20 protein-coding genes and 1 pseudogene are annotated in these 23,494 nt (G+C 61.2%); 15 read left to right on the top strand and 6 right to left on the bottom strand.

Features of this window, described 5'->3' with window-relative positions; all coding sequences use genetic code 11:
• Positions 1-52: 52 nt before the first annotated feature.
• Positions 53-5,131, bottom strand: coding sequence for a trifunctional serine/threonine-protein kinase/ATP-binding protein/sensor histidine kinase (locus tag ACSV9I_RS14040; protein ID WP_438329429.1), 5,079 nt, complete (start codon positions 5,129-5,131; stop codon positions 53-55).
• Positions 5,132-5,425: 294 nt separating this feature from the next.
• On the opposite strand from ACSV9I_RS14040, the gene ACSV9I_RS14035 reads away from it, so the two are divergent.
• The 6 genes from ACSV9I_RS14035 (at position 5,426) to ACSV9I_RS14010 (ending at position 11,655) form a co-directional block, all read left to right on the top strand.
• Positions 5,426-6,082, top strand: a complete 657-nt coding sequence (locus ACSV9I_RS14035; RefSeq protein WP_438329428.1) for a hydrolase — start codon at positions 5,426-5,428, stop codon at positions 6,080-6,082.
• Positions 6,083-6,233: 151 nt separating this feature from the next.
• Entirely contained in the window at positions 6,234-6,491 is a 258-nt protein-coding gene (locus tag ACSV9I_RS14030) for a XapX domain-containing protein (protein WP_438329427.1), read from the top strand.
• Positions 6,492-6,540: 49 nt separating this feature from the next.
• Positions 6,541-8,418 (top strand): amidohydrolase, encoded by a 1,878-nt coding sequence (locus ACSV9I_RS14025; protein ID WP_438329425.1) that lies wholly within the window; start codon positions 6,541-6,543, stop codon positions 8,416-8,418.
• 11 nt (positions 8,419-8,429) lie between these two features.
• Positions 8,430-8,882, top strand: a complete 453-nt coding sequence (locus ACSV9I_RS14020; protein WP_438329424.1) for a DoxX family protein — start codon at positions 8,430-8,432, stop codon at positions 8,880-8,882.
• Between the two features lie 63 nt (positions 8,883-8,945).
• Positions 8,946-9,923 (top strand): alpha/beta fold hydrolase, encoded by a 978-nt coding sequence (locus ACSV9I_RS14015; protein ID WP_438329423.1) that lies wholly within the window; start codon positions 8,946-8,948, stop codon positions 9,921-9,923.
• A gap of 115 nt (positions 9,924-10,038) precedes the next feature.
• Positions 10,039-11,655: an MFS transporter gene (locus ACSV9I_RS14010; protein ID WP_438329421.1), complete on the top strand. Its 1,617-nt coding sequence runs from the start codon at positions 10,039-10,041 to the stop codon at positions 11,653-11,655.
• A 29-nt stretch (positions 11,656-11,684) separates the two neighbouring features.
• Here the strand turns inward: ACSV9I_RS14010 and ACSV9I_RS14005 are convergent, their stop codons facing one another.
• Positions 11,685-12,035 (bottom strand): response regulator transcription factor, encoded by a 351-nt coding sequence (locus ACSV9I_RS14005; RefSeq protein WP_438329420.1) that lies wholly within the window; start codon positions 12,033-12,035, stop codon positions 11,685-11,687.
• A gap of 111 nt (positions 12,036-12,146) precedes the next feature.
• Positions 12,147-12,782, bottom strand: coding sequence for a response regulator transcription factor (locus tag ACSV9I_RS14000; protein ID WP_438329418.1), 636 nt, complete (start codon positions 12,780-12,782; stop codon positions 12,147-12,149).
• Between the two features lie 182 nt (positions 12,783-12,964).
• Here ACSV9I_RS14000 and ACSV9I_RS13995 point away from each other — a divergent pair, with 182 nt between their 5' ends.
• The gene (locus ACSV9I_RS13995; protein WP_438329416.1) at positions 12,965-13,516 is read left to right on the top strand and encodes a helix-turn-helix transcriptional regulator; all 552 of its coding nucleotides are present in this window, start codon (positions 12,965-12,967) and stop codon (positions 13,514-13,516) included.
• Between the two features lie 325 nt (positions 13,517-13,841).
• Here ACSV9I_RS13995 and ACSV9I_RS13990 read toward each other — a convergent pair whose 3' ends face one another.
• Positions 13,842-14,357 carry a Dps family protein gene (locus ACSV9I_RS13990; protein ID WP_438329414.1) on the bottom strand — a complete coding sequence of 172 codons (516 nt, stop codon included), beginning with the start codon at positions 14,355-14,357 and terminating at the stop codon, positions 13,842-13,844.
• Between the two features lie 518 nt (positions 14,358-14,875).
• Here ACSV9I_RS13990 and ACSV9I_RS13985 point away from each other — a divergent pair.
• Complete coding sequence (locus ACSV9I_RS13985; protein WP_438329413.1) at positions 14,876-15,133, top strand: hypothetical protein; 258 nt, start codon at positions 14,876-14,878, stop codon at positions 15,131-15,133.
• Positions 15,134-15,254: 121 nt separating this feature from the next.
• Positions 15,255-15,497: a hypothetical protein gene (locus ACSV9I_RS13980; RefSeq protein WP_438329411.1), complete on the top strand. Its 243-nt coding sequence runs from the start codon at positions 15,255-15,257 to the stop codon at positions 15,495-15,497.
• Positions 15,498-15,784: 287 nt separating this feature from the next.
• On the opposite strand, the pseudogene ACSV9I_RS13975 reads toward ACSV9I_RS13980, so the two are convergent.
• Positions 15,785-15,921: pseudogene (locus ACSV9I_RS13975) on the bottom strand (IS5 family transposase); the annotation flags it as partial.
• Between the two features lie 273 nt (positions 15,922-16,194).
• On the opposite strand from ACSV9I_RS13975, the gene ACSV9I_RS13970 reads away from it, so the two are divergent.
• From ACSV9I_RS13970 to ACSV9I_RS13945, 6 genes are read left to right on the top strand one after another with little or no spacing between them, the layout of a single operon-like run.
• Complete coding sequence (locus tag ACSV9I_RS13970; RefSeq protein ID WP_438329410.1) at positions 16,195-17,136, top strand: 3-oxoacyl-ACP synthase III family protein; 942 nt, start codon at positions 16,195-16,197, stop codon at positions 17,134-17,136.
• A gap of 5 nt (positions 17,137-17,141) precedes the next feature.
• Entirely contained in the window at positions 17,142-18,119 is a 978-nt protein-coding gene (locus tag ACSV9I_RS13965; RefSeq protein WP_438329409.1) for an NAD-dependent epimerase/dehydratase family protein, read from the top strand.
• Positions 18,116-18,937, top strand: a complete 822-nt coding sequence (locus ACSV9I_RS13960; RefSeq protein WP_438329407.1) for an MBL fold metallo-hydrolase — start codon at positions 18,116-18,118, stop codon at positions 18,935-18,937. Before ACSV9I_RS13965 ends, ACSV9I_RS13960 begins: the two co-directional genes overlap by 4 nt.
• Complete coding sequence (locus ACSV9I_RS13955) at positions 18,934-20,205, top strand: CoF synthetase (protein ID WP_438329406.1); 1,272 nt, start codon at positions 18,934-18,936, stop codon at positions 20,203-20,205. Before ACSV9I_RS13960 ends, ACSV9I_RS13955 begins: the two co-directional genes overlap by 4 nt.
• Complete coding sequence (locus ACSV9I_RS13950) at positions 20,202-21,323, top strand: GNAT family N-acetyltransferase (RefSeq protein ID WP_438329404.1); 1,122 nt, start codon at positions 20,202-20,204, stop codon at positions 21,321-21,323. The genes ACSV9I_RS13955 and ACSV9I_RS13950 overlap by 4 nt, the downstream gene beginning before the upstream one ends.
• A 2-nt stretch (positions 21,324-21,325) precedes the next feature.
• Positions 21,326-22,309, top strand: a complete 984-nt coding sequence (locus ACSV9I_RS13945; protein WP_438329663.1) for a Rieske 2Fe-2S domain-containing protein — start codon at positions 21,326-21,328, stop codon at positions 22,307-22,309.
• Here ACSV9I_RS13945 and ACSV9I_RS13940 read toward each other — a convergent pair.
• Positions 22,279-23,415: an ATP-grasp domain-containing protein gene (locus ACSV9I_RS13940; RefSeq protein WP_438329403.1), complete on the bottom strand. Its 1,137-nt coding sequence runs from the start codon at positions 23,413-23,415 to the stop codon at positions 22,279-22,281. The genes ACSV9I_RS13945 and ACSV9I_RS13940 overlap by 31 nt on opposite strands.
• Positions 23,416-23,494 lie beyond the last annotated feature (79 nt).

Here is a 23,494-nt window from a genome sequence, read left to right as displayed (position 1 = left end):
TCTACGCAGCAGGCCCCGGGAACGGGAGGATAGGTCCGCGTCTGATGCCAGTCTACGCGTCTAGGCGCGAGCTCAACGGAATGACAAAGCTGAAACTGGTTCCGCTGGGCTCGGCAACAGCGGTCAGGACGCCGTGATGGGCTTCGATAATTGACTTGCAGATCGCAAGTCCCATGCCCATGCCCGTGGTTTTCGTCGTGAACATGGGCTCGAAGATCTGTGATGCGATCTCCGGGGGTATGCCGCTGCCGAAGTCTCGCACGGTCACCATAATCTCGGTCTCGGTCCGCTCCGAGGCGATCTCTATCTGGCGCCTATGCGTAGGCAGATCGTTCATCGCTTCCATCCCGTTGTGCACGAGATTCAAGATCACCTGCTTTAGCTGAGTGGCGTCGCCCAGCACTATGGCTCTGGCAGCAGACAGATCGAGACGGATTTCGGTGCCATGGCGATCAACCTCGGATCGTGCGATGCGCAACACCTCAAGAATGACCTCGTTGACGTCTACGATCTCCTCGACCTTCGGAGCCTGCTTCGAGAGGGCGCGCAAAGCGCGGATGATCTCATGGGCGCGCGTGACACTGGTCTCGATTTCGGTGAGGACGCTCAGCGTTTCGCCGATGTCCGGTTCTGCGCGGCTGAGCCAGCGAAGACCGGCGCCTGCGTTCGATGCAATGGCAGACAGGGGCTGGCCGAGTTCATGCGTGACTGAGGCGGCGATACCGCCCAGCAAGGTCAGACGCGCATTCTTCTCAAGCTCAGCTCGCGCACCCGCGAGCGCCTGTTCGCTCCGCGATCGGAGCTCGTTTTCCTGCAGCAGCTTGGTATAGAGCCTGGCATTTTCGAGAGATATTGCTGCCTGCGAGGCCAGAATCTTGAGGAGCGCCACGGTATCGGCGGCAAACACCCCTTCAAGATAGTCGTTCTGGAGGCAAAGCAGACCGGTGAGTTCGCCGCGGCGTAAAAGCGGTACGCAAAGGATCGAACGCCCCGTCGCGGACACCTTGCCGGCGGCCCAGGCTCCAAAATCCGACCCGGAAATGACGAAGGGGGTTCGCGTCTGAAGGGCGCGATCGATCACAGAATAGGGTGGGCTCAGGCCATATCGGTCCGGATCGTGGGTGCTGACGCGCACGCTGTCGCCTTCGGTCCAGGCGGATGCCTCTGCCTCCAGCTTCCCATCAGCAATCTTCAGCAGCAGGCCGCGATTGGCGCCTGCGTGAACGAGCATCCGGGTCATCAGCGTTTCGATCACCCGGTCAAGGACAATCTCCTCCGACAGTGCGAGCGAGGTTCCGAGGACTGTATCAAGGTCGCCTGCTGCGGAGGTCAGACCTTGCGCCGCGGATGGACGCCGGGTCGCATCCAGGGTCAAGGCTGTTCTCAGGCTCCTTGCCTTGTGTCCTGCACCCCAGCGTTCGTATGCTTCAGATGCCAATGAAAGATAGGCGTTGGCACCTATCCGATTGCCCATTTCCAGGCAGCAAGCTCCGGCGCGCTCAAGCGCCAAGGCATGCTCATGCTCGAAGCGGGAGGATCGGGCAGAGGCCGCGGCTTTTTCGTAAAGAACAAGAGCCTCGGCGAAATTCCGATTCCTACGGGCAATCTCGGCATCGAGGAGCAGGAGTTTGTCGGCGAAGTTCAAGGGGTTCAGGTCTGCCCAAAGCGCAAGGCGGGAGCGCACGTCACCAAGCCGGGCATCCTCCTCGCTCTCCGCCGACGCGTCTTTTTCGAGTGCGGCGAGGGCAAGGCCGAGATAGAACTTACAGAAACCGGTATCGATATGGGCAAGCAGGAAAATGCTGAGGGCGTCGGCGGCAAGGAGTTTCTCGACTGCCTGCGCATAGGCGCCGTTATAATAGAGCGAGGTGCCATCATAGAAGGCCACCCAGAATGCGGTTGTCGCTGAAACGACAGGGGCACTCTGCGTGAGGCTTGCCGATGACCGGTTTTCTCCCTGGCCTTCGGCGAGATCGACCACCAGTCGGAGCTGGGCTGCCAGAATATGCTCGATATCAGTATAGCCGAAACGCCGGGTGACAGCGATCGATTCTTCTGCCTCGCGCCTGATGTTGGGGATCTCCTCCCCCATGGCGATAAGATCAGAAACCAGGTGATTGCGCGCATAACACATCCAGCCGACATCGCCGGCCGCGTGGGCGGCGTCGAGGGCTTCGCGGACGCGCTCCAGGGCGTAAGGCAGAGAGCGGGTCCAGGGTGCGATCTGATCTACAGCCAGCAGAACGGACGTTCTGTGTTCCTCGAAGCCGTATTTGTCGACAAGCGCCCGGGCTGCGAGGCAGAAGTCCAGACCATCGGCATAGGCATCATATTTGTCGGAGATGATGGCACCGAACCAGGCAAGGCCATGGGTGGATTCTGGGCTTGCCCCATGATCGAGCGTGAGCTCCACCATCTTGGCGAGGTGGAGGAAGCGCAGGCCGTCCGTCGTGAATACCGACGAGATAAGCGGCGCGAGCAGCGACATAGCGGCCCTGATGCGCGGATCATCCATGAGAGGCAAGTGTTCGAGATCGGCAATCCGTCTTGCATCCAATCGCCGCCGGATAGCGCGATAGGCCTCATCCTGTTCCGCTTCAGACGCACCGCGCGCCAGCTTGACGCCAAGCTCGTCTAGCCCAAGTAACGCTTCGTCAATTGAGCCTTCATAGTCGGATTTCAGCGTGAGCAGGTTGGCGCGAAGGCGGAAAACCGAACTCCTGTCCAGAGCCGATCGCGCATACTGCAAGAGATCGTCGAGCTGGCTCTCTGCGGCTTCCAGCGAGGCTGCGCCCAGCAACGCCTCACACAAGAGAATATGGGCACGGAACGCCAGTGCATAGTCTTCACCCCAAAGGTCGTCCTGGATCAGGCTGACAGCAGTCTCGCCGTAGCGGACTGCTTGGCCAAACGCCGCCGAGCGCCTAGCGTGGACCAGTGCGGCCAAAAGCGCCTCGATGAAAAGCTTCCGTTTTTCAATCGGCAGGTGTTCGTCTTTACATTGCTCGATCTGATTGGCCACAGCAAAGACAGAGGCATTTGTTGAGCCGTCCGACAGCGACATCATCACATCGACCAGATGAAGATGGCGAGCGCGCCGCTCTTCCGTATCGAGCAGCGAGTAGGCCGCCTCCTGGATGCGGTCATGGGCGAAACTCAGTTTTGCTAGCGACAGAACCACAAAACCGGAGCGCGCCAGAGGTGCGGCAAGCCGGGCAAGGCCTTCAGCCGACAGGCTGAGGGCGCTGGCGAGAACGGCCTTTTCCGCTTCGGGGCCTATGCAGGCCATAGTCTGCAAAAGCCGAAGCGCTTCCACCCCCTCCTTTTCGAGACGAGCGGTGACGAAGGAGATGATGTTTTCGCTGGCCGGATAGCGCGCCACGTCTTCAACTTGGCAAAGCCATGCCCTTTGGCCGGGAGAGAAATAGACGACGCCGTCCTGCACCAGAGCCTGCAACAGCCTTCGCAGGTAGAATGGGTTTCCACCTGTCTTCTCGTGCAACGTCTCGGCCAGATCCGCGAGACCGTCCGGGGCGTCCGAAAAGATCGTTTCGAGCATCTCGCGGGTCGATTGCAGGGAGAGCGGCCGCAGATAAAGCTCGGCCAGTTCGGCCATGGAGGTGCGCGCATCCACCAGGAGGCGTTCCGCCAGCGCTTGCGCCTCTCCGGACTGGTCGCGGCGGGCAACGATCAGGAGGAGCCCCGTAACAGGCTCGCTGACTAGGACTGATAGGAAAGAGCGCGTGGCCTCATCCGCCCATTGTATGTCATCGAGAAACAGGACCAAAGGTCTGATGGTCGCCGCCGCGACCGACAGAACTGTACGCAACGCCCGCTGCAATCGAAGCTGGACAAGTGGACCGGTCACTTCTGCCCGCGTCGACTGCGGTCCGGTCAAAATCTCCATTGAAGGCAGGAGGTCAACCAACAGGGCGGCGCTCCCCTGCAACTCGCGGGCAAGCGCCTTGCGAAGCGATGCCAGTGTCACATGATCGGCACGCATCGCCTCGTCGATGAAAGTGCTGATCGCCTGCATGATGGGGGCATAGGGCAGTTCAGACTGATGCTGGTCACTCTTGCCTTGAAGGAATAGTGCCTTCTCAGCCGCCGCCTTGCCAAGGCTTTGGATGAGGCTTGACTTCCCGACACCCGGCTGGCCGTGCACCGCGATCATCGACGGCTTGCCGTGACCCAGAAAGCGATCGAGTACGTTGGCGAGGATCTGCTCCTCCTCGCCACGGCCGAAGAGCGCGGACGTTCCGAGCTGCGCAAAGGGTGTGTCAACACGACCGATTTCGAAATCGCTGATGATGCGGTTTTCTCGCCATTCCTGTTCGCACCGCGCAAGATCGACCTCCAGCGCGAGGGCTGTCTGATATCGAGCGGTCGGTTCCTTGGCGAGCAGACGCTTTAGGATCTGCCCGATTACCGGTGGCAGGTCTGAGAACATGCTGCTTGCGTCCATGGGTGCAAGCGCAAGATGTGCGTGGCGCCATTCGACGGGCGAGTTGGCCGCCAGCGGAAAGATGCCAGTCAAATGCCTGAAGAGGATCATGCCCAGCGCATAAAGGTCGCTTCGACCGTCGTATTGCGGTGCGACAGGTCTCAATTGCTCGGGTGCGCGATAGATGATGTCATCGATCACGCCAAGCGTTTGCGCGGAGGCCGTCGTCGGCATTGTCCTCAGCCGGAGGCTGCCATGACGATCAACCGCAAAGTCGATCGGATGCAGTGATCCGAGCGGCGCCCCGTCGGCATGGGCGGCCGAGAGCGTCCTGACGATGGAAAGGGCGAGGGGCAGAAATTCGGCCAGAGGGGTCGGCGAAGGCGACTGAAGTTTGAGAACGATGCTCGTAGTGTCGAACACCAGGGTACGATGTTCGGCCTCCTCCAGAATGGCCACAGGCGTATCGAGCCAAGCATCGGCATTGGCATAGCGACGCAGGCGCGCATCTGCCTGCGCCGATCGCACTCCGTCCCGGGTGCGAGGCAGAGTGAGCGCGTCCCAAGCGGAGGCACCATGGGACAGGTGATATAGATTGACCGACGAAGACTGCCAGACAGCGACACGGCTGCAGGCCCGCAGCCAGGCTTCATCCAGCGTTTCCATTGTCGCGGCGGTTGAGGGCACCGTAGTCTCCGAACAGACGTAACATTACTCGCGCCAGAGTAGCAGTTGGCCCCCGCATTTTGTCCATGGCCCAAACTCTAATACGACCCTCCAATTCGATCAGAAACCGGTAGTTTTTGTTAGATGCGGGCTTGTGGTCTCTTACCTGATTGATGCAGCAAGCCCTTACGGCTCCGGTCGCGCACCAAGATCATCGAAACGTCCAAAACGGCTGAGTAACCGACAAGAGATGGATGGCGCCCCAAGGCATTCTCTCCTCGTCACTGCTTCTCCCAAGCACCGAGGAAACGAAAAATGACCATTCAAGCCAAAGCCGCCCCCGGCGCCCGCCTTCTGAACGCCGCCGATCACACGCTGATCATGATCGACTTTCAGTCCCAGATGGCCTTTGCCACAAAGAGCATCGATGCCGTCAACCTGCGCACCAATGCAGCGCTTGTTGCCAATGCCGCGAAGACCTTCAACGTCTCGACCATCCTGACCACCGTTGCCGAGAAGAGCTTCTCTGGCCCGATGTTCGACGAGATCACCACCACCTTCCCTGGTCAGGCGATGCTCGACCGCACCTCGATGAACACCTGGGAAGACGCGGCCGTGATCGCCGACGTCAACCGCATCGCCAAGAAGCGCATCGTGCTCTGCGGCCTGTGGACGAGCGTGTGCATCGTCGGCCCGGCCCTGTCAGCGCTCGACCAGGGCTTCGAGGTCTATGTGATCGCTGATGCCTGCGGCGATGTGAGCACGGAAGCGCATGACCGCGCCATGGATCGCATGGTGCAGGCTGGCGCCCAGCCGATGACATCGCTTCAGTATCTGCTCGAACTGCAGCGCGACTGGGCGCGTGGTGAGACCTATGAGGCCACCACCGGCATCGCGAAGAAGCTCGGCGGCGCCTACGGCCTCGGCGTCACCTACGCCAAGACGATGTTCAACGCCGCCGAAGGCCACTGACCCCGTCCCCGCCGGTCGTTCCGCGTCCCGCCTCCCAACCGGAACGACCGCCTAAGCCTGGCGCGGCCTCCCCTCCCGCGCCAGGCGTAGGTGGACGACACGTCCGCAGCACCAACGCATGCATTCGATCTCACGCCGAAAGGAAACGGTGATGAAACTCTATCTCATATCACTCGCAGCAGGGCTGCTCGTCGGCGTGATCTACGGCGTCCTCAACGTGCGTTCCCCTGCACCGCCGGTCATCGCGCTGGTCGGATTGCTCGGGATTCTGATCGGCGAACAGATCGTGCCGCTCGCCAAGGGCGCTCTCGTTCGGCAGCCGATCACAACATCTCTCCCGAAGCAGGGCGAAATGCGGACGACAACTGACCTCAGCGAGACCCGCAGGCCGCGGGACCGGGCGGGCTGAGCTCCTCGCCCCGCGTAGCGATGCCTCTCAATTCAGAAGGAACACTGTGATGGATGCCGACCTCATCCTCTACCACGGACTCGTGACCACGCTTGACCGCTCCAACCCGTCGGCGACGGCGATTGCAATCAAGGGCGGCAAGTTTCTCGCTGTCGGCAGCGATGCCGAGATCATGAAACATGCCGGTCCGCAGACCAAGACCGTCGACTTGCGCGGAAAACGGGTGCTGCCCGGCCTCAACGACAACCACACCCATGTCGTCCGCGGCGGGCTGAACTTCAACATGGAACTGCGCTGGGATGGCATCCGTTCGCTTGCCGATGCCATGGACATGCTGCGCCGTCAGGTGGCAGTCACGCCGGCACCCCAATGGGTGCGAGTGATCGGCGGTTTCACCGAACATCAGTTCGTCGAGAAGCGGCTGCCGACGATCGACGAGATCAATGCGATCGCGCCGGACACGCCCGTCTTCCTGCTACACCTCTATGATCGCGCGCTGCTGAATGCCGCCGCCGTCCGCGCTGTCGGCTTCACCAAGGACACCAAGGATCCGCCGGGCGGCGAGATCACGCGCGATGCCGCCGGCAATCCGACCGGGCTGCTGCTCGCCAAACCCAATGCCGGCATTCTCTATGCAACACTCGCCAAGGGACCGAAGCTTCCCTTCGACTATCAGGTCAATTCGACGCGCCATTTCATGCGCGAGCTCAACCGGCTGGGCGTGACGGCCGTCATCGATGCCGGCGGTGGTTTCCAGAATTATCCGGATGACTATGCCGTCATCCAAAAGCTGGCGGACGAGGACCTGCTGACGGTCCGGCTCGCCTACAACCTCTTCACCCAGAAGCCGAAGGAGGAGAAGGAGGACTTTCTCCGCTGGACCTCCTCGGTCGCCTACAAGCAGGGCACCGACTACTTCCGCCACAACGGTGCCGGCGAAATGCTGGTCTTCTCCGCCGCCGATTTCGAGGATTTTCGGCAGCCACGCCCTGACATGCCGCCGGAGATGGAAGGCGATCTCGAAGAGGTGGTCCGGGTCCTTGCCCAAAACCGCTGGCCCTGGCGCATGCATGCGACCTATGACGAGACCATCTCGCGGGCCCTCGACGTCTTCGAAAAGGTCAACCGCGATACGCCGCTGGATGGCATCAACTGGTTCTTCGACCATGCGGAAACAATTTCCGACCGTTCGATCGATCGCGTGGCGGCTCTCGGCGGCGGGGTCGCGGTGCAGCACCGCATGGCCTATCAGGGCGAGTATTTCGTCGAGCGATACGGCCATGGTGCCGCCGAAGCAACGCCGCCGATTGCGAAGATGCTCGATCGCGGCGTCCATGTTTCGGCGGGCACCGACGCGACCCGTGTTGCCTCCTATAATCCCTGGGTTTCACTCTCCTGGATGATCACGGGCAAGACCGTGGGCGGCATGAACCTCTACCCGCGGCAGAACTGCCTGGATCGAGAGACGGCGCTGCGCATGTGGACCGAGAAGGTCCAGTGGTTCAGCAATGAAGAGGGGCGCAAGGGCCGCATCGAAGCCGGCCAGTTCGCCGACTTGATCGTGCCGAGCAAGGACTATTTCTCTTGTCCCGAGGACGAGATCTCCTTCCTCACCTCCGACCTCACCATCGTCGGCGGCAAGGTCGTCTACGGCGCCGGTGACTTCAGCGGCATTGATGCGCCGCCGCTTCCTCCTGCCATGCCCGACTGGTCGCCGGTCAGAACCTTCGGGGGCTATGCCGGCTGGGGCGAGCCGCAAGGGGCTGGCAAAAACTCGCTGCGCCGCCACGCGATTTCGTCCTGCGGCTGCGCCAATGACTGCGGCGTGCATGGTCACGACCATGCAGGCGCTTGGACCTCCAGCCTGCCCATCAGCGATCTCAAGGGCTTTTTCGGTGCGCTCGGATGCTCCTGCTGGGCTGTTTAGGGAACAAGACGATGACAACAATCACACGTTTTGAACAGACCTCTCCGCCGACGCGCCGCAATGCGCTGAACGGGTCGACGGCAAAGGTCCTGATGCTGAGCGCGCTGTGCTCGGCCTATATCCAGGGCGCGCTGACGAAGCTCTTCGATTTCGAGGGCGCCATTCAGGAAATGACCCATTTCGGCCTCCTGCCGGCACCCCTCTTCGCAGCCGGCGTGATTGGCTTCGAGCTCGTGACTTCAGCCATGGTCATTACGGGCTTTCATCGCCGCGCCGGAGCCCTGGCGCTCGCTGCCTTTACGCTCGCGGCCACCTTCATCGCCCTGCAGTTCTGGACGATGCCGGAGGGTCAGGCACGCACGGGCGCGACCAATGCCTTCTTCGAGCATCTCGGCCTGGTTGCCGCCTTCCTTCTCGTCGCCGGCATGGATGCGAGCGGTCAAACGTCCAAAAAACCGGCCTAGGCGACAAGAGCAGACGGCAGCCAGGCCCTAGTCTCCGATCATCCAATCAGCAGGAACCAAGCGATGGATCACAAACAGGAATTTCTCTTGTCCCGGCGGCAGGCACTGCTCGCGGGCGCCACCCTTTCGCTGGCAACGACGCTCCCGGTCTTTGCCTCGGAAACCCTCAACGCACTTCAACAGGAAGGAACGATACCAATGACCGAGACCTATGTGACCACCAAGGACGGCGTCGACATCTTCTACAAGGACTGGGGTCCGAAGGATGCGCAGCCCATCGTCTTCCATCACGGCTGGCCGCTGTCGTCCGATGACTGGGACGCGCAGATGCTGTTCTTCCTCCTGAATGGCTACCGCGTCGTGGCTCATGACCGCCGTGGCCATGGCCGCTCGCAGCAGGTGAGCGAAGGTCACGATCTCGACCACTATGCCGCCGATGCCTCGGCCGTTTTCGAAAAGCTCGACCTGCGCAATGCCGTCCATATCGGCCATTCCACCGGTGGCGGAGAAGTGGCGCGTTATGTCGCGAAGTTCGGCGAACCGCAGGGCCGTGTGGCGAAAGCCGTCCTGGTCGCGGCCATCCCGCCGATCATGGTGAAGACGGAAGCCTATCCGGGCGGTCTGCCGATCGAAGTGTTCGACGGTTTCCGTTCGGCTCTCGCCGCCAACCGCGCGCAGTTCTTCCGGGACGTTCCGGCCGGTCCGTTCTACGGTTTCAACCGGGATGGCGCGACCGTGCATGAAGGCGTGATCCAGAATTGGTGGCGGCAGGGCATGATGGGCGGTGCCAAGGCCCATTACGATGGCATCAAGGCCTTTTCGGAAACGGACCAGACCGAAGACCTGAAGAACATCTCGGTGCCGACGCTCGTGATGCATGGCGACGACGACCAGATCGTCCCGATCGCCGCTTCCGCCGAGATTTCGGTCAAGCTTCTGAAGAACGGCACGCTGAAGGTCTACAAGGGCTTTTCGCACGGCATGCTGACCGTCAATGCCGACGTCATCAATCCGGACCTTTTGGCCTTCGTGAAGAGCTGATCCCCTCCGCGCCAACCAGGCCGCCGCCTGACCCGCGGCGGCCTTCGTGTGTCTACTCCCTGCCCGTTTGGCAGCAGGACGCTCCGTCGCACCGAACCTTCGAGAGGTGATCGTCATGACCCAATTGCAGCCTGACAAAGCGGAGGCCGGCAGTGCGCTCGCTCCGTTCCATCATACAGCCTTCGCAGTCCTCTGGACCGCAACCGTCATCGGCAATACCGGCACCTATATGCGAGACGTCGCGAGTGCCTGGCTCGTCGCCGATCTCTCAGCCTCTCCAGGTGCCGTGGGACTGATCCAGGCGGCAGGGACACTGCCGATCTTCCTGCTGGCGCTGCCGGCGGGCGTGCTGGCCGACATTCTCGACCGGCGCAAGCTGCTGATGGCGATGCAGGTCGTACTGCTGGCGGTCAGCCTTGCCCTGACGCTGCTTGCCTGGCGCGGGCTGATCACCGTCGAACTCCTGATCGGCCTCACCCTTGTCGGCGGAACGGCCGCAGCCATTGCCGGTCCGGCTTGGCAGTCCATGGTGCCGGATCTCGTTCCGAGATCCCAGTTGCGCAACGCGATCGCGCTGAACTCCGTCGGGATCAATGTGTCACGGTCGATCGGCCCGGCGATCGGCGGCATCCTGCTTGGCGCTTTCGGTGCGGCCGTTGCTTACGCAGCGGATCTTGCCACCTACCTCTTTGTGATCGGCGCGCTTCTCTGGTGGCAAAACCCGCGGACCGAGGTGAGCCACATCCCCGAGCACTTCTTCGGCGCCTTCCGGGCGGGGCTGCGCTATGCAAGATCGAGCCGAAAACTGCATGTCGTGCTGTTGAGGGCTGGCGTCTATTTCACGTTTGCAAGCGCCACCTGGGCGCTTCTCCCCCTCGTCGCCAAGGATCTGCTCGGCGGCGGAGCGAGCTTCTTCGGTCTGCTGCTCGGCTCGGTCGGTGCCGGGGCCATCGGCGGAGCAACCGTCCTGCCGAGACTGCGCGACCGTCTCAGTTCCGACGGCATTCTCCTGGGATCTGCGATCCTCAGCGCCGGTGTCATGGTCGTGCTCACCTTCGCACCACCGCAATGGGTGGCCTTCCTATGTCTCTTCCTGTTGGGCAGCGCGTGGATTGCCGCGCTCACAGTGCTCAATGGTGTTGCCCAGGCGGTGCTGCCCAACTGGGTGCGCGGGCGTGCGCTTGCGGTTTACCTCACCGTCTTCAACGGGGCGATGACGGTGGGCAGCATCGCCTGGGGCATCACAGCCGAGGCACTGGGACTGACGACAACATTGTGGATTGCGGCCGCCGGCCTGAGCTTAAGCGCAGTCCTGATGCACCTGATCAAACTGCCGCAGGGTGAAGATGACCTTTCCGCTTCCCACCACTGGCCCGAGCCGATCGTGGCGGATAGCGTTGCCCATGATCAGGGTCCCGTCATGGTGCAAATCGAGTACACGGTTACCGCAGCCGATCGCCCCGCATTCCTCCGCGCGCTCAACCTCCATGCCGAAGCGCGGCGGAGAGACGGCGCCTATCTGTGGGGCGTGAGCGAGGATGCGGCAAAGCCCGAGCAGATCGTTGAATGGTTCTTCGTCGAGTCCTGGGCCGAGCATCTACGACAGCATGAACGCGCATCGCATGCGGACGCCGAGATCCACGGCCAGCTCATCAGCTATCACCAAGGCCAGGAGCGACCGATGGTGCGGCACCTCATCGCCATTTCGGCGAGAACTCGGGATGGGAAATAGGCCCAAAGGCGGGGCGCTCCGGCGCCTCGTCAGCTCTGCGGCTGGACGCTGATCGCACGCTCGATGCAGGCGATCAGGGCTTCCGCCTGATAGGGCTTCTGAAGCACGCAGACGGGCGCCTCGATATGCTGGCGGACGGGTGCGTCAGCAAAGGCGGTGATGAAGATGACCGGGACAGGGTCCTGGCGTTGCCTGAGCGCTGCAAAAAGTTCGATGCCGCTCATGCCTGGCATCTGGACATCGGAGATCAGACAGGCCGAGCGGCCGTTGCTGGGCGAATGCAGGAAATCTTCAGCAGAGGAAAAAGTCGCGACGTCGAAGCCGCAGGATCGCAAGAGGCTGCTCGTGGCACGAAGGACTTCGACTTCGTCGTCGATCACTGAAATAAGCCGGGGAGCATGCACCTTGATCTGCCAATCTCCGGTCGGGACCGGGTTCACCTTGCATGCAGTAATAGCCGTATTTCACAACTTTATCGACTATACCTGAGTTTATCTGCTGGCAGGCGCGCCCTGATTTCGTGAGATCGCTTCCGACATCTTCACCAGATCGGCAAAGGTTTTGGCCATCATCTTGCGCATGATCTTTCCGCGATGGATCTTGACGGTGATCTCGCTCAGATCCAGTTCGCCGGCAATCTGCTTGTTCATCAGGCCGCTGGTTGCCATTTCCATGATCTGGCGCTCGCGGGGGGTGAGCGATGAAAACCGCTCCTTCAGTTCCGCTTCAAGCTTGGTCTCGCCCTTGGCCGCAGCCCGCGTCAGGCATGCGGCGGCGACAGCGTCGAGCATATCCTGATCCCGGAAGGGTTTCGGCAAAAAGTCTGCGGCTCCAGCCTTCATGGCCCTTACCGACATAGGTATATCGCCATGGCCGGTCACGAAAACGATCGGGATCTGGACGCCCATTTCAGAGAGCTTCTGCTGGAAATCGAGCCCACTGGTGAAGGGCAGACGCACATCCAGGATCAGGCAATCGGCCTCTTCCAAGGATTGCACGTCGCGGCACAGATCAAGCGGCGTGGCATAGCCCTTCACCCGATAGCCAACCGAACGCAGCAGGCTATCGACAGAACTGCGGACGATTTGCTCGTCATCGACGACCAGAACGAGAGGGCTCACGGACATCCTTCGCCTTCCAGGGATTTTAAGTGTTCAGCTTGTTTAAAACCCGCGTCGCTGCTCCGGCAACTATACGTGGGTATGCGAGGCTAGCACTGCAGTCTGACGCTTATCAATTCCCGTACAATTTCTTTGAATCGCCGTTCGCATGAAGATCTCCCCATACATCAGAACCACCGGGGATCGTCATGTCAGCACTACCCTTTCAGATCGACGACAGCCTTCACCGAGCGCCTCTTGACGCGGTTTCGCTTTCGTCACAGCACCATCAGCTTAACCGCCTGCTTGCCCATGCCATGTCCCTCGTCGAGCAAAACGAGGACACTGCGATGGATCTCCTCCGGAAAGCGTCCGCCCTCGTCGGCAGCCCTGATTTGCCCGAAAACCCTGTGCCCTCGACGCGTGGCGGGTTGGCTCCATGGCAGATCGGTCGGGTCAAGCGGCATATCGACAAAGAGCTTGCCGGACGCATCAATATCGAGGAGCTGGCCCAGATCACGCGGCTCAGCACCAGCTATTTTTCTGCCGCCTTTCGTGCCAGCTTCGGGACATCCCCGCATGACTATATCTGCCGGCGGCGCATCGATCATGCCAAGCAGTTGATGCTCACCACCGACACGCCGCTCTGCGAAATTGCCCTTGATTGCGGCTTCGCCGACCAGTCCCATCTCTGCCGCGTCTTCCGCCGTATTACGGGCCAGACACCAGCCGCATGGCGGCGCAATGGGCGGATCGCCTGAGACGGCATCCGTTCTGCTGTGCTGCCTATTCTGTTGCACGCGGCCCTGCGTGCGACGACGCCTTTATCCTTTAGAGTGCCGAAGGCGCCTTCCGCCCTGATCGCGCGCTTCGTGCGCGAGACCGCCAACCGGCAAAACCTCACCATCCGAAAATCTCCAAGCCTTTCCCGCAATGGAGCACGCCACAATGTCTGGCGACAGGCTCTGCTGTTTGGTCTGGTGCTGCTGATCGGCGCATAGAGCAACGGGACCGAAGCCGATCGTGGCCCGGTCCCGTTTAGATCGCTGGCTCTGAGCCTGAACGCATCCGTTTCCCATGCGCTCCTTATGTGTTGCGGCAGATCTCGAAGAGGAACCAGACACGCTGTTCGCCCTCATCGATCCACTGTTCAAGCAGGCTGGTTGAGGCAACATCGCCATGCTCGGCACAGAGCCCATGCGTCTGGCGGGCAAAGGACACGAAACGCTCGTTGTCGTCCCGGAGCTCGGCCAGCATATCCTGCGGTGTCACATAGGCCGCATCGTTGTCCAGCAACCGCTGGAGCCTGGCGATATGGCCGCTGGAGCGGATTGTCGTGCCGCCAAGCTTGCGGACCCGCTCGGCGATCGCATCGGTCATCGCGAAGATCTGGCCTGCCTGCTCATCGAGGAGCAGGTGATAATCGCGGAAGGACGGCCCACTCATGTGCCAGTGGAAGTTCTTGGTTTTGAGATAGAGCGCGAAGGTATCGGCAAGCAGGCCGGTGAGCGCTGCGGATAAGTCCTTCACCGCTTCGGATGGAAATCTGGACGGTGTGTTGAGTGCGGCCCTGCGGCGCGCTTCGACTGCGAGAGGCTCCATGGGTCATCTCCTGTTCGCCATGCGGTGGGTGCTGGGTCTCCGACAGACGCCTCCGGCGCCGGCCCGGCCCTGCGCGGCAAGTCTACGCCGCTCGCGAAAACCAGCCCATCAGCCGCTGGTATGCTCGACCCTATACATCCGGATAGCGCGGGATGGTTGGCACGTGCCGCCCGCTGGCACTCGCAAGTGGGCAGCCCTCGGGATGCGAGCTGACTTTACCAACGTTTCGGTATGCGACCCTGCCCGATCACTGCCTTGACCCAAACCTTCGGTCATGTCCGGCCATGCCTTGGGCATGGCTGCGGCATACCAATGTTGGTGGCGAACGAACTCAGGTTCAATGGAACCTAATGCCCCTCACTGGCACTCTGAACTGGCTGATCAACCACGCAGTCTTCTCCTCCCGGATGCGAGATCAGCGCCCTACCAGGCCTCCCGCCAGAGACCTGTCTTGCAGCAGCAGTCAGATGAAACCGGCCGAAGATCGGCCCTCACTCAACCCTTGAAGGAACACGACCATGAAGACCATTCTTACCGCTCTCTCCGCCGCCCTGATCTCGTTCGCAGCCGGCACAGCCGCTTTTGCCAGCGTCCAGCCGATCCCGGGCTCGATCACCTACGACAACAGCGATGTCATGCTCGAAAAGGCCCCCGCCGGCTCGACCTTCTTCCACACTTTCTCCAACGGTGACGGTCGCGATGTCCGCGAAGTCTACAAGGTCAATGCCGACAAGTCGGTGAGCCTCGTCAACCGCACCATCTCGAACGCTTCCTGACCCCAAGCGCCTGCAGACCAGATCGGTCGAGAGCAATCTCGGCCGATCCGGCTGGCCCTCGTCAATCCAGCGCTTCCATCGCCCGGGCGCCGTCAGCAATCACAGACTTGAAAAGGAGCACATGATGCGAACCATTATTCTGGCCGTCGCCGCAGCATCCGTCAGTGTGATCGGCGCACTGGCAAGCCTACCGCCCTCAGAGGAACTGACGCAGGGCGAATTCATCTGGTCCGAGGAAGGCCAAGCGGAGCCGACCCCCATGCCGCTGTGCTCCCTGCCAAACCCAGGACCCAACATCGCCATGCCGACGATCGACATATACAAGTCCAGCAGGCTGCAGGCGGCGAATGGCCCGGCCTGGTAAGCGTGCAAGCCATATCAATGGTGAGCCCTCACTTAAGCCTAGCGTTGCATTCGGCTGCGCAGACATGAGCAGTCGATAACGACATACCGCGGAAATAATTGCCGCTCTCCCGCTGAGCGACGTCTTCTGAGCAGCTTGAAGAATTCTGAGGGCCGTTAACTAGGCCATCCTTCGTCCGGAAACGTGTCTCGCAAAAACTGGCTGGGGACCCAAGGACCATAACTGCAAAGCGGCCGAGAGCGGACTGGGTGCTGGGGCGCTGCATTCACCCAACGGATCGATCATTGCTAGGTCCTGTTAACAAAGTAAGGCAGCCAAATTTTTGCGGCAGCCTGAGCAAGAAATGCGGGGAAGGGTTCCCGGGTTTTGTCAAATCGGGTCGCACGCGACGAAACTGTTTGAGACGATTGCACATCCGCTTGATGATCCTGTCCCGCCGCGATCCCAAATTGCCTGCTAAAAAAGCAGTCTTGAATTACGTTTCCCTTGATTTGAGAATCAATTTTCACACCGGTTCCTGCAATCAACCCGGGACAGCCAAACTCTGGTTTCACCGACGCCGATGCAGTTCCGGCCTTGTTTGCGAAACCGGATGTGACCAAGTAAAGCTTCCAATATGGATCTTGGTCTGAGGAATGGCGATATTCGGCGATTGCGTATAGCAGGGACGGGACATTTTGTTCCGTCGCGGGTCCTGTTGTCGACGGACCTCGATCGGCAATTGGGCTTTGAAGAGGGCTTTCTTGAGCGACTATCCGGCGTGTTCAGCCGGCATGTCTGTCAGGGAGAGGACGATCAGATTGCAATGGCAGTTGCTGCTGCCAATCTGGCCATGCAAAAGGCGGGCATAGGCCCTGAGGACATTGATCTTGTCATCGGTGCTTGTGGTGTTCCCTATCAGCCCCTGCCGACAACCGCGCCGCTGGTGATGGACCGGCTTGGTATCGCCGAGGGCAGGGCTGCCGCCTTCGATGTCAATGCTAGCTGTCTCAGCTTCCTGGCCGCTGTTGATCTCGCCGCCGACCGTATCGCAATGGGACGGGCACGGGTGGCCATTGTCTTTTCTGCGGATATCGCCTCGCGGGCGCTGCCCTGGCGCGATCAGCCAGATGTTGCGGCATTGTTCGGTGATGGGGCGGCTGCAATCGTGTTGACGGCGGCTTCGGAGGGCGACAGCGCAATCCGTGCAAGTCTCATGCGCGCCTATCCATCAGCCTATGACGCTTGTGGAATCGGTGCAGGCGGTACGCGCTTCGATTTTCATCGGCAGCCGGACGAATTCGCCGCCCATGCCTCCTTCCGTATGGATGGCAAGGCGCTGTTTCGCATCACGCATCGCCATTTTTCCCGCTTCGTCGACGAGCTTCTCGCGACTGCCGGATGGAACGCCAGTGATGTTGATCTGGTGGTGCCCCATCAGGCCAGCCCGTTGGCGCTGGAGCACATGATCAGGCAGACCGGTATGGCGGTCGATCGAGTGGTCAACATTGCGGCGCGATTTGGCAATCAGATCGCAGCCTCAATACCAACGGCGCTCGATATCGCCTGGGCTGAGGGGCGGATCGGCAAGGGATGCAAGCTTCTCATGCTCGGCACATCGGCCGGTGTGTCTTTTGGCGGCATGGCGATAGAGGTTTGAGCGCCATGCGTGTTCTCGTCACAGGCGCCACGGGTTTTCTGGGCGGTCGGCTGATCCGGTATCTGGCGGTCCGCGGATTTGAGACGGTCGAGCTCGGTCGTGACGAGGCCCGTTGCCGCCATCTCCAGGATCTGGGGTTCGCGACCCTTTGCGCGGATATATCCCGCCCCTTGTTCCACCTGCTCGATGACATCGGCACCGTGGATGCCGTGGTGCATTGTGCAGCACTCTCGGCATCCTGGGGGAAGCCTGCAGCTTTTCGCCTGGCCAATGTCGAGGGCACGGGCCATGTGCTTGATCTGGCTCACGCGCTCAAGGCCCGTCGCTTCGTCAACATATCCTCGCCGACGGTTTACTTCGAACTCAAGGACAAGACCGATGTCGCCGAAACGGCGCCGCTGCCGCCTCCGATCAATGCCTATGCCCGAACCAAGGCCGAGGCCGAAGCAATGGTTCTTGCCCGTGGGAGCGTCGGCCCGGTGAACCTGCGGCCGCGTGGCATCTATGGCCTTGGCGACCAGACGCTGCTGCCTCGGATCACGGCTGCTGCCCGCCATGGTCCCCTGCCGCTGTTGCGGTCCGGCGCGGCCGCCATCGATCTTACCCATGTTGATGATGTTGTGCAGGCCATCGAGGCGGCTTTGACAACCAGTGATATCGAGGGGCAGACCTTCAACATTTCGAGTGGCGAAATGGTGCCGGTGCGTCACATCGTCGAGCGTGTTTGTTCAAGGCTTGCAATCGAGCTCAGCTGGAGACGCGTGCCGTTTTATTCGGCGCTGGCGGCTGCTCGCCTGGTGGAACTGGTGAGCCTTGCCCGTTCTGCCTCAACCGAGCCCCTGGTTACGCCTTATACGCTTGGGCTATTCGCCTTTCGCCAGAGCCTCGATATCTCCAAGGCCCGCCGGATGCTGGGCTGGCAACCCCGGATCTCATTCGAAGAGGGGCTTGCAATGACGATTGCCCAGGGGCGCGGGCCATGAAACCGGTATTTGCCAACAGCGCCTTTGTCAGCGCGCCGGAACGCTTCTATCTTCGCGGCGGAGGCTGGCGGCCTGTGGCTCTCAGGGTCCGCTACGGTCTTTTCGAGCATCCGACAGCGGGGCTTGTGCTGATCGATACGGGCTATGGGCCGCGCGTGACTGCGGGCAAGCGCAGCCTCGGCTTGCGCCTCTACAACGCGATCCTCGGTCCGGATCTGGTGACGAGCGGGCAGCCCGCAGCGGTTTTGCAAAGGCTCGGCTTTACGCCCGATGATGTCTCGGTCGTCATCGTCACCCATTTTCATGCCGATCATGTCGCAGGTCTCGACGCGTTTGCCAATGCGCGGATCATCGCAAAGCGAGAGATGCTGGGACGCGTCCTGCGGGGGCCGGTTCGGGCCAATCTGCGCCACGGCATATTCACCGAGCTCCTGCCCGCCGGCCTTCTTTCGCGAACGGTCGATGTCGACGGATTTCCCCTGATCGAGGCGCCGCTTGGCCTTGGGAAAGGTCGCGACCTTTTCGATGACGGCAGCGTGCTTGCGATCGATCTTCCGGGGCATGCCGCTGGCCATTTCGGTCTGTGCTTTAGCGCCATGCCGCGGCCGCTTCTCTATGCGGTCGATGCACAATGGTGCGGGAATGCATTGGCGCCGGAGCGGCGTCCGGGCTTTCCCGCAAGCCTCGTGGCTGACGATCCCTTGGCCCTTGCCGAGAGCACCCGTCGCGTCCTTGCCTTTCAGGAGGCGGGCGGTGAGGTGCTTTTGTGTCACGATCCTGCGGTCAGCCCGCATGATCTAGGTGAGGGCATGCCGTGAACTCCCGTCTTCGCATTGCCTCCGCCTTTGCGCGAACGCTCTGGACCACGCGGGCCTGGCGCTCGCGTGCCGCGTTCAAACACTGGCAGTCCCTGGCGCTTCAGCGCTGGCTCGACCACAGCCTGCCCGCTGTCGATTTCTACGAGGGTTCAGCACGTCGGCTAGAGATGCTGCCCATCATCGACAAGGCCGTGGTCATGGCAGATTTTGCCGCCTTCAACCGAGGGAGGATCAGCGCCGAGGACGGATGGCGCGCGTTCCAGACCACCGGCCAGATCGGGGAGGTCAGCCTTGGTGCAAGCACCGGCACGAGCGGCAATCGCGCGCTTTATGCGGTTGACGCCTGCGACAAAGACCGCTGGCTGGGCACCATTCTGGCAAAGGCCGTGCCGCGGCTCCTTGTTGATCCCGAAAGGGTTGCTGTGATCCTGCCGCAGAACTCCGCGCTTTATGACGGTGCCAATCGCTCTCGCTTGCTGCGACTGATGTTTTTCGATCTCAACCGGGGTATCGAGGCCTGGCTGCATGACCTTGAGAGGTTTGCACCCACCACCATCGTCGCGCCGCCTCGGGTTTTGCGCCATCTTGCCGAGCACGCCGAACGGCTGCAGCCCAGATGCATCTTTGCCGGTGGCGAAACGCTGGATCCCTTCGACCGCACGATCATCGAGACCCGCTTTGGCACGAGGCTGGGGCAGATCTACATGGCGACGGAAGGGCTTTTCGCTGTCTCCTGCTCGCATGGGACCCTGCATCTTGCTGAAGACGCCAATGTCTTCGAATTCGAGGCAGTGGAGGGCGGGTTGGTTTCGCCCCGTGTCACCTGCTTTCGGCGCCGGTTCCAGATCATGGCGCGCTACCGCATGAACGACCTTCTGCGCCTGTCCGACAGCCCCTGCGCCTGTGGGTCGCCGCTCCAGGTTGTCGACGAGGTCGTCGGTCGGCTGGATGACGCCTTTGTTTTTGACCGTGCGGATGGCATGCGGCTTCTGGTGACGCCTGATGTGATGCGCAACGCCGTGCTGGAGGCCGATCGCTCGATCACCGATTTTCGCATCCTGCGGGAGGGGGCCGAGCAGATAACGCTTGTTCTGGAGCCGAAACTCGCCGCTCAGGGTGCAAAGGCGGCCCGGGATGCACTCGCTGATGTGTTTTCGCAGCGCGGGCTGTCCCCGACACTTATCCTTCGACAGCAGGCGATGGAATTTGCGCCTCACCGGAAGCTTCGACGGGTGGAAAATCGGCTTCCGCCTGAGGATGCACGATGATGACACTTTCTGCAGCGGGTGGCGCGGTGTCCAATGAGCCGGAGGCGGTTCGTCGTTTCGTGGCGCTTTTCAACGCCTATCCGGTCCCGGACCTCATTGGTAATCTCACGACAAAGGTTGATGCAATCGACATTGAGGGGCGTTGTTTTCCAATCACCCTCAACGATCGAAGCGATGCTCCGACCTGCTATATCTGTTGCCCAAGCAGCGCTTATGTCGATTATGCCCTCGACGAGACGCGCAACTTTGCCAGTGCTCCCCTCTTGCGTTGGGCTGCATCTGGCCTGATCCGTGCCTGCGGCCCGCTTTTGAGGGCCAGTGGGCTCGATCAGCAGGTGCAGGTCAACAACTGGTTGTTGTCCACCAATCCGGTGCCGGCCATCAGCGCCTCGGGGGCCTGCGGTCTCGTGGCAGAGTTGTCCGCGCGATATCCCAATCGGGCGATTGTCATCCGCTCACTGAACGAAATGGCTGACGGGTCTTCGATCCACCATCTGAGGGCGGCGGGATTTCGCATGATCGCGGCGCGGCGGATCTATCTCTATTCCGGCAATGACGGACGCAAGACGCAGAACCAAGCGTATGACCGAAAGCTCATCAGTCGGACAGCCTACCGGTTTGCCGCCGGAGAAAGCTTTACCGAAGCGGACTACGAGCGTGCAGCCGAGCTTTACGCGATGCTGTATCTGGAAAAATACACACCGCTCAATCCGCAATATACCGCGCTCTACATCAGGGAAATGCACAGGCGCGGCCTGTTTGACCTCGTGGGCTTCCGGGACGGCGAGGGCAGGCTTGCGGCGGTGTCCGGCTTTTTCGCTAATGGTCGCACGCTGACGCAACCGATCGTCGGCTATGATACCAGCCTGCCGCTGAAGGATGGGCTTTACCGGCTGGTCATGGCGACGGGGCAGATGATAGCGGCCGAACGCGGGCTGTTTTTCAACATGAGCGCCGGGGCAGGCCGTTTCAAAAGCCTGCGCGGTGCGGTCCCGGTCATCGAATACAATGCCGTCTATGTCGCGCATCTTCCGGCACGCCAGCGCCTGGCAGTGCGGGTCATGGAGGCATTGCTGCGGCGTATCGGCATTCCGCTTCTGGAGGGTTTTGACCTGTGAGCATGTCTCCCGATACCTGGCAGGCAGTTGCCATTGCCTCTGAGATTGGCAAGCGGCCGCGGCGTATAGTGCTGGCAGGACTGCCTGTGGTGCTGTTTCGCAGCGGCGAGACGATTGCCGCTTTGCATGATCGGTGTCCGCACCGGCATGTGGAACTCTCGAAGGGCAAAGTCGAAAACGGCGAGATCGAATGTCCGTATCACGGCTGGCGATTTAACGCGGCGGGGGCTTGCACGGCCATTCCCGGTCATACGGGTGCCGTGCCCGGCTTTCGCGTGCCACGATTGACGACCTTCGTGAAGGAAGGGGTTGTTTTCGTGGCAAGCGGCACGCCCAAGGACGAGCCCTATCTGCACTGCGCCGAGGGGCAAAAGATCATCGTCAAGCTTGTGAGCAGCAGCACGCGCTCGACACTGGTCGATGCCGCCGAGAACATTCTTGATGCAACACACACCCACTTCACCCATAAGGGCCTTCTGCGCGGGTTGAGCAGCGAGCGGCAACGCGTGCGTGTCGATGTGACCGGCGGGCCGGGCTGGGTCGAGGCGTGTTATACCGGAGAAGAACGGCAAAACGGTCTGATCAGCCGTTTGCTGGAGGGCGAGCGGGTGAGGACGATCGGACGTTTTCGCTATCCCGGTATTGCGGAACTCGAATACTGGGGGCCGAAGGGCCTGGCGCTGGCGACGACATTCCATCTCAGACAGGCGGCGGACAATCAGGTCGATGGGATCGGTTGCCTGATCGGGCCGCGGGGCGGCCTGCTCGATCAGCTGAAATCTCTGGCTTTCCGACCCATGTTCCGCATTGCCCTGGAACAGGACCGCCGGGTGCTGGCATCGGCAAGCCGGAATGCGGCTTGCTGGCCGCAGGCATCGCCGATCATCGGGCCGCTTGATTTCCTGCGTCGAAGCATCGAGGCGATCATGGACGGTGCAGCGCCGCCTGCTACCAATCAGCCGGAGAGTTTCTCCATCGAGCTCTGATCCGGCCCGTCCCATTCGATATCGCGGGTGGAGGCGCGTTGAAGGGAAATGCGGTGGCGAAGGGCGAGGGCCACGATTTCGCCGAGCGCACGCCATTGCGCGCGCTTCGGCGCTGGGTCCTGCGGCCAGTCGAGAAGCTCCTCTGCGATTTGGAGGTCATCCAGAAAGCCGCGGATATCGCCGCGGCGCAGAGCGGTCGGCAGTCCGTAGATCCATAGGGCGAGACGCACCGTCTGCGGGTGGGATACATCCGGCTTCAGGCTGCCTTCGCCGCTCCAGATCGCCTGCGCGAAAGATTCCGGATCGCGGAAGAAGTGCAGCCCGCTTGTGGCGCGGGGATTGCATTCAAGCGGGAGCACGGTGCCGTCGTGCCTTTGCATCAGGTCGAAGGAAAGCTGTCCCGTCCAGCCGGTGCCGGCGGCAAAATCTGACACGAAGGCCGTTGCTGCCTCGTTGTCGACAGTCTCGAAATAAATGCCTGCGCCCTTGCCGGCGCGATAGATGGAGCGGTAGAGCGACAACGCCTGCAGACGGCCATTCTGCGCGATGGCATAAGCGCTGATCTCCTGACCCGCGATGAATTCCTGGGCGACCCAGGGTGCCTGCGGCGTCGGTGCAAGAGCCTCTACGTCTTCAGGTTTCGGCTGAAGCAGCACCCGGCTTGCAAAGCGCGACCATGCAGGTTTGAAAACCATCTGGGACGCCATCGAGCGGATAGAGGCAAGGTCGGCTCTGTTCTGCAGGAGCACGGTATGCGGCGCTGCCAGTTTGAGGCTTTTGCAGATTTCGATGAAATCAAACTTGTTGTGCGCCCGGGTCAGGACATCGGCGGCTGGCGCAAACAGCCGTGCCGTCATCCTCCGTTCGCGCCAGACTGCCGCGAGATAAAAGACCTCCTCGCAGGTCGGCACGACCAATGAGACATTTTCCCGTTTCACTAGGTCTTCGACCACATCGGCATAGCGTTTCGGTTCAAAACGCGGCGGTGGCAAACGAAAATAGCCATCGCAGGCGCGGCTGGCGGCTGAAATCGGTTTGGCTGGCGTATCGGCGAGCAGCACGCGCCAACCTGCGCCGTGGAAGAGCCGCGCGATGTGCAATGCCACCGGTGCCCTCGCCCCGTTGATTAAAACTGATCGACTTGAAACAGAAGCCACCATCGTTGCTGCGTCCTTCCGTGCTGGT

Source organism: Rhizobium sp. G187 (assembly GCF_051549525.1).
GTDB lineage: Bacteria > Pseudomonadota > Alphaproteobacteria > Rhizobiales > Rhizobiaceae > Allorhizobium.
Note: the sequence above shows the minus strand (reverse complement) of the source record. Positions and strands in the feature narration are given on the sequence as shown.

Excerpts from the sequence above, each read along its gene's own strand:
- ACSV9I_RS14020 (WP_438329424.1), top strand. The coding sequence starts at position 8,430 with ATGACAACAATCACACGTTTTGAACAGACCTCTCCGCCGACGCGCCGC.
- ACSV9I_RS13960 (WP_438329407.1), top strand. The coding sequence starts at position 18,116 with ATGAAACCGGTATTTGCCAACAGCGCCTTTGTCAGCGCGCCGGAACGC.
- ACSV9I_RS13945 (WP_438329663.1), top strand. The coding sequence starts at position 21,326 with ATGTCTCCCGATACCTGGCAGGCAGTTGCCATTGCCTCTGAGATTGGC.
- ACSV9I_RS14010 (WP_438329421.1), top strand. The coding sequence starts at position 10,039 with ATGACCCAATTGCAGCCTGACAAAGCGGAGGCCGGCAGTGCGCTCGCT.
- ACSV9I_RS14015 (WP_438329423.1), top strand. The coding sequence starts at position 8,946 with ATGGATCACAAACAGGAATTTCTCTTGTCCCGGCGGCAGGCACTGCTC.
- ACSV9I_RS14025 (WP_438329425.1), top strand. The coding sequence starts at position 6,541 with ATGGATGCCGACCTCATCCTCTACCACGGACTCGTGACCACGCTTGAC.
- ACSV9I_RS14035 (WP_438329428.1), top strand. The coding sequence starts at position 5,426 with ATGACCATTCAAGCCAAAGCCGCCCCCGGCGCCCGCCTTCTGAACGCC.
- ACSV9I_RS14030 (WP_438329427.1), top strand. The coding sequence starts at position 6,234 with ATGAAACTCTATCTCATATCACTCGCAGCAGGGCTGCTCGTCGGCGTG.
- ACSV9I_RS13990 (WP_438329414.1), bottom strand. The coding sequence starts at position 14,357 with ATGGAGCCTCTCGCAGTCGAAGCGCGCCGCAGGGCCGCACTCAACACA.
- ACSV9I_RS13950 (WP_438329404.1), top strand. The coding sequence starts at position 20,202 with ATGATGACACTTTCTGCAGCGGGTGGCGCGGTGTCCAATGAGCCGGAG.
- ACSV9I_RS14000 (WP_438329418.1), bottom strand. The coding sequence starts at position 12,782 with ATGTCCGTGAGCCCTCTCGTTCTGGTCGTCGATGACGAGCAAATCGTC.
- ACSV9I_RS13985 (WP_438329413.1), top strand. The coding sequence starts at position 14,876 with ATGAAGACCATTCTTACCGCTCTCTCCGCCGCCCTGATCTCGTTCGCA.
- ACSV9I_RS13995 (WP_438329416.1), top strand. The coding sequence starts at position 12,965 with ATGTCAGCACTACCCTTTCAGATCGACGACAGCCTTCACCGAGCGCCT.
- ACSV9I_RS13980 (WP_438329411.1), top strand. The coding sequence starts at position 15,255 with ATGATGCGAACCATTATTCTGGCCGTCGCCGCAGCATCCGTCAGTGTG.
- ACSV9I_RS13965 (WP_438329409.1), top strand. The coding sequence starts at position 17,142 with ATGCGTGTTCTCGTCACAGGCGCCACGGGTTTTCTGGGCGGTCGGCTG.